This is a genomic window from Zarconia sp. (assembly GCF_057467645.1).
This window is the reverse complement of record NZ_JBRJXU010000085.1, coordinates 1-5,587: the sequence shown is the minus strand read 5'-3', so window position 1 is coordinate 5,587 and position 5,587 is coordinate 1. Positions and strand designations below refer to the sequence as shown.

Sequence of the window (5,587 nt, the reverse complement as noted above, 5' to 3'; positions counted from 1 at the left end):
CTTTGGCTCCGAGCAGTTTGCCACCTTAGAAAATTTCGCGGATTTACAGGACTTTGATGTTAACCGCGATCTCGAGCTTGTCTAATTTTTGACCGATTTCGTCTCCGGGCGATCGTACAAGTTCCCGCTAGAGCGTCCTGGCGGGAATTTACATGAGTTAGCAGCTCACCCTCGAATCACCACCACATCTCGATTTCCCGGTGTGGTCGTCATCTCGGTGGTCGTCCGCTCCGCAATCGGCGGTAAATCCGGACGGCGATCGAATATCACCAACCACCCCGTATGTAATCCCAACCCCGCCAAATACCCGTCCAACTGCTCCAATCCGGCTTTGAGCGGATCGGGTCGTCCTTGCCGCCACACTTTTAACTCCATCCCCAAGGTGACTTCCCCGTAACGCATACACAAATCCATCCGTTGGCTACCAATGGCATATTCTCGTTCTAGCGTCCCGCCACCGTTGACTACGCGATGGAGAAACGCCATCAATACTAAATGAGGGGCAATCTCGTGGTACGGCGCACTTTTGAGTAAGGGTTGCCCGTGTTGCCGCCAAAACACGAGAAAGGCATCGAGCAGTTTCTGGGGGTCGAGTTTCCCCTCTCGGGTGAGCCAACTCGGGGCAATTTGCGGCAGGGAAGCCATTGGAATCCAGCTCAATACCCGAGGGAGGACTTCCTGGTAAATGGGATTGGCAATTTCGAGTCCTCCCAGGGAACTCATGCGACACAGACCCAAATCGATGAGAAATTGCACGTCGTCACTGGGAATATCTCCTAATTCTCCTCCTGATAAAATCGGTTCGACCACCGCCCGAACTCGGTCTTCTCGCAGCAGACTCGCCAAACTGTCGAGATGGGTATCGCGCCGTTGAATGAGAATTTCTTTGGCGGCTTCGATATAGCCGACGGTTATGGGTTGAGTGGGGTCACGGGCTAACTCTTCAACGATTTCTTTGGCAAGGGCATTCACCAGCCAGGGTTGACCTTGGGTGAGTTCAAAGGCTCTTTTGACGGCTTCGGGGGTAAAAATTTGTCCGGTTTCGGTGGTGTGTTGCCCGTAGAGTTCGGCGACTTCGTTTCGATCGAAGTTGCGCAGGGTGAGGGATTTGATTTTGATGTTGAAGGGACTGGAGGTATTGAGGCGCTTGCTGCCCCCCGATGCCACTTTGTAATCGCGCACGTCTCGAACTCCGATGAGGGCCAGGGAATGGGGAAATCGTCCCGGTCGCTTCGGATAGCCATTTCTAAGCTGGCGCAGAACGGCTATGAGGGTTTCATCTTGCAGGGCATCAATTTCATCGATGAAAACCACCAGGGGACGGGGAGAGTGCTGCGCCCAATCACTCAAAGCTTTTCCAATCCGTCGCCCCGGTTCTGATTCGGACCAATCTGGGGGATGGAGTTCGGGGGGCAGCCAAAAGGTGGCATCATCTTTCCAGGCATCGAGGATGGCGGCTTCCGCCATTCCCGGATCGTGGGGAAATGCCGCTCCCACCTCTGCCGAGACCATGATGGCATTGTATTCTCCGCTGGCGGTGAGTTGTTGCGCGAGGGAGAGCATGGCGGTGGTTTTGCCCATTTGCCGGGGGGCGTGGATGACGAAGTAGCCCCGCTGTCCGATGAGTTGAGTGAGTTCGGGCATCCGCGTCAGTGGGGAGAGCATATAGTGGATGTCGGCTTGGCAGGGACCGGCGTTGTTAAACCATTTAGCCATGGCAGGATGGGGGAGGATACTTTTTCGATTTTAAGGGCAACGGGTCCAATGGGGTTCTATAAAGCCCCATTTGGGATCTTTCTCGGTGGTGTCTGGCTTAGAAGGAAGTCGTTCATCGAGTTGCTCCATGAAGAGCTGCCTGAGTCGAGTCATTTGCGACCAACAAAGGGTCAATCGGTCTAACTGTAAGGCTTGTGGCTCAAGGATGAGATCTCAAATGGGCTTTATACCGATACGATTTATATCAAGTTCGGATCGTCACTGACAACCTGCGCGATCGCCCTTATCTTTTCTCCAATTCTCTCCCCCAGCCTTCTCATCTCAAATCCGGTTTCAATACCTCGCTTATTTAAACCGCCATTAATTCTTGTGATGAAAGGGTTTAATCGATTTTCATGAAGGGGTTGTGGCAACCGGATTTAGGATCGGCTCCCCCTGCTCATATCCACCAGAATCTAAAAAACCAACACTTGTCAGCTCTGCGCCTCCCTGCATTCCCCTATTTCCCGTCACCCTCGAATCACTACCACATCTCGATTTCCCGGTGTGGTCGCCATCTCGGTGGTGGTCCGCTCGGCAATCGGGGGTAAATCCGGACGGCGATCGAATATCACCAACCACCCCGTATATAATCCCAACCCCGCTAAATACCCGTCCAACTGCTCCAATCCGGCTTTGAGCGGATCGGGTCGTCCTTGCCGCCACACTTTTAACTCCATCCCCAAGGTGACTTCCCCGTAACGCAAACACAAATCCATCCGTTGGCTACCAATGGCATATTCTCGTTCGAGCGTCCCGCCACCATTGACTACGCGATGTAAAAACGCCATCAATACTAAATGAGGGGCAATCTCGTGGTAGGGCGCACTTTTGAGTAAGGGTTGCCCGTGCTGTCGCCAAAACACGAGAAAGGCTTCGAGCAGTTTCTGGGGGTCGAGTTTCCCCTCTCGGGTGAGCCAACTCGGGGCAATGACGGGCAAGCTATCTTGGGGGCCGCCAGCGAGTACTCTGGGTAAGACTTCTCGGTAAATGGGATTGGCAACACTCAGTCCTCCGGCTCGATTGCGCACCACTAAACCGACATCCACTAAAAACTGTCTGTCGTCACTGGGAATATCCCCCAATTCTCCTCCTGATAAAATCGGTTCGACCACCGCCCGAACTCGGTCTTCGCGCAGCAAACTTGCCAAACTATCGAGATGGGTATCGCGCCGTTGAATGAGAATTTCTTTGGCGGCTTCGATATAACCGACGGTTATGGGTTGAGTGGGGTCGCGGGCTAATTCTTCAACGATTTCTTTGGCAATGGCATTCACCAGCCAGGGTTGACCTTGGGTGAGTTCAAAGGCTCTTTTAATTGCTTCGGGGGTAAAAACTTGTCCGGTTTCGGTGGTGTGTTGTTCGTAGAGTTCGGCGACTTCGTTTTGGTTGAAGTTGCGTAGGGTGAGGGATTTGATTTTGATGTTGAAGGGACTCGAGGTATTGAGGCGCTTGCTACCCCCCGATGCGACTTTGTAATCGCGCACGTCTCGAACGCCAATCAAAGCTAAGGAATGAGGAAATCCTTGTGGGCGGTTGGGGTAACCATTTCTGAGCTGACGCAAGACGGTCAGTAGGGTTTCATCTTGTAGCGCGTCTATTTCATCGATGAAAACCACCAGGGGACGGGGAGACTGCTGCGCCCAATAACTCAAAGCTTTTCCAATGCGCTGTCCGGGAACGGATTGGGGCCAAGGAGGGGGTTGGAGGTCGGCGGGTAGACGAAACTGGGCGGCATTACTCCACGCATCGAGGATGGCCGCTTCTGCCATTCCCGGTTCGTGAGGAAACGCCGCTCCCACCTCCGCCGAGACCATGATGGCATTGTAGTCTCCGCTGGCGGTGAGTTGTTGCGCGAGGGAGAGCATGGCAGTGGTTTTGCCCATTTGCCGGGGGGCGTGGATGACGAAGTAGCCCCGCTGTCCGATGAGTTGAGTGAGTTCGGGCATCCGCGTCAGGGGGGAGAGCATATAGTGGATGTCGGCTTGGCAGGGACCGGCGTTGTTAAACCATTTAGCCATGGCAGGATGGGGGAGGATACTTTTTCGATCTTAAGGGCAACGGGTCCAATGGGGCTTCATACCAATACGAGCTACACCCCACCCCTACCCGAAGCAATCGCGTCGATCGCAAGAGGCTCGATCTTTGTTTCAATTTTCACACCTATGTCTATTCAAACATCACACTCACCTGCTATTAACCTGAGAGCTTGACATCTCTGGGGTTGCGCCACCCTCATTCTACCGCTGTCGATTCTCGGGTTGAGTAGTGAAGGCACACCACGTGCGGCTGATTTGACTTGTAGCTGGGATTGAAAGATCAATATTCCTCAAAAAGCACGCAAGTGCTGTACGCTAATCAATAAGTCAATCCCCCAAAACCCGACACAAGCCTTTGTGTCATCGATGAAAGTCAATGCTTCAACTTTCGCCTCTCAACGATTTCCCTGCAAATACTTGGACGAAGGTGATTTGTCTGAATCTGGTTCATCGGACTGGGTTGGACTTAGACGAGGTTCTCAATCGCCTCAACCGTTTTGGCGCGTCTTACACTCTAAAGTATCAACGACCACCCCATCGTCCCTGCGAGTTTAATCTATTTGCCCACTTCTACACGGCTCCCTTGGAAGAAATACCGCTGACAGAGGAAGAAGAGCGAGGAATTCACGAACTCTTGGATCGGCGCTCGGACGAATGCACCCTCACCATTGGCACGAATCGGGGAGGGTGGCTCGATTTACGAGAACTCATCGAACGCCCCACCCCACCTCCACCACCCAAACCGTCTTGGTATATCGATCCCGAACCTCTCTCGCAGGCGATACTCGATCGAATCGCTATTGCCAAGGGCGATAGCAACCGATAGCTATCGGTCGAGTCGGGATGAAGCCGGTTTGAGCTCGGGTCATTTCTTTATCCTCTGAGGTGTTGGGAACGTCGGGTTCGGTTTCGAGAGGATGTCAAAATGGTAGTAGCCGCACAACTGGGGACGACTGCTATGACCCAAACCGTCGCACCGAAAACTTTTGCCACCCTTGAGGAGTATCTCAGCGATGACAATGAGACTGATGCCCGTTACGAATTGGTCGATGGGATGTTAGTCGAAATGGGAGCGGAGCATCGGTTAAACGAAAAAATCGCCCTGTGGCTGCTAACCCAGTTTCTCCAGTGTGTCCCCATCGATCGGATTGCCCGAGGAACTCAAATTTCCGTTTCCAGCCCGTCTGTCACCGCTCGGAACCCAGATTTGATGGTTTTGACGGCAGAATTAGACCAACTCCTCACTCAGAAAAAACAATCGCTCATCACCCCTGAGATGCCCCCGCCGTTGTTAGTCGTCGAGGTGGTATCCCCCGGAGAACCGGGAACGGACAACTACGATCGCGACTACGTGGAGAAACCACGGGAGTATGCCGAGCGCGGCATACCCGAATACTGGATTATCGATCCCTACCAGCATCAAATTACCGTGTTGAAACTCGAAAAAGGAATTTACATTGAAGTGGGGGTATTTCGCACTGATGAGGCGATCGTCTCCCCCGAATTCCCCGAATTAGACTTAAGTGCAGATCGGGTACTCAATGCGGGACAGTCGGGAAAATAAACCAAACATAAAGACAATCGATCTGCTCGAAAAAATCTTGGGGATTTTAAGACTTTGGATAGGAAAAGAACAACACGTTCTTGGCAAATTGTCGGGTAGGAAGGCATACGTCGCCGTATCCTTCCCCCCATAGAACCGGACTTGACAGTTTCCCATCATCCGGCTCAGACTCCTTTTCCAGAGTGAATGTCTGCGTGGCAGCTTCGATGTATGAGAGATAAATTATCCT

At 52.7% G+C, this 5,587-nt stretch carries 4 protein-coding genes; 2 read left to right on the top strand and 2 right to left on the bottom strand.

All coding sequences use genetic code 11. The features are described from left to right. Positions 1-165: 165 nt before the first annotated feature. Positions 166-1,716 (bottom strand): ATP-binding protein, encoded by a 1,551-nt coding sequence (locus AC2215_RS13135; protein ID WP_486810461.1) that lies wholly within the window; start codon positions 1,714-1,716, stop codon positions 166-168. A 509-nt stretch (positions 1,717-2,225) separates the two neighbouring features. Beyond that, positions 2,226-3,776 (bottom strand): P-loop NTPase family protein, encoded by a 1,551-nt coding sequence (locus tag AC2215_RS13130; RefSeq protein ID WP_486810460.1) that lies wholly within the window; start codon positions 3,774-3,776, stop codon positions 2,226-2,228. A gap of 394 nt (positions 3,777-4,170) precedes the next feature. On the opposite strand from AC2215_RS13130, the gene AC2215_RS13125 reads away from it, so the two are divergent. Continuing rightward, entirely contained in the window at positions 4,171-4,620 is a 450-nt protein-coding gene (locus tag AC2215_RS13125; RefSeq protein ID WP_486810459.1) for a hypothetical protein, read from the top strand. Positions 4,621-4,719: 99 nt separating this feature from the next. Further along, positions 4,720-5,358, top strand: a complete 639-nt coding sequence (locus AC2215_RS13120; RefSeq protein WP_486810458.1) for a Uma2 family endonuclease — start codon at positions 4,720-4,722, stop codon at positions 5,356-5,358. The last annotated feature ends 229 nt before the right edge of the window (positions 5,359-5,587 follow it).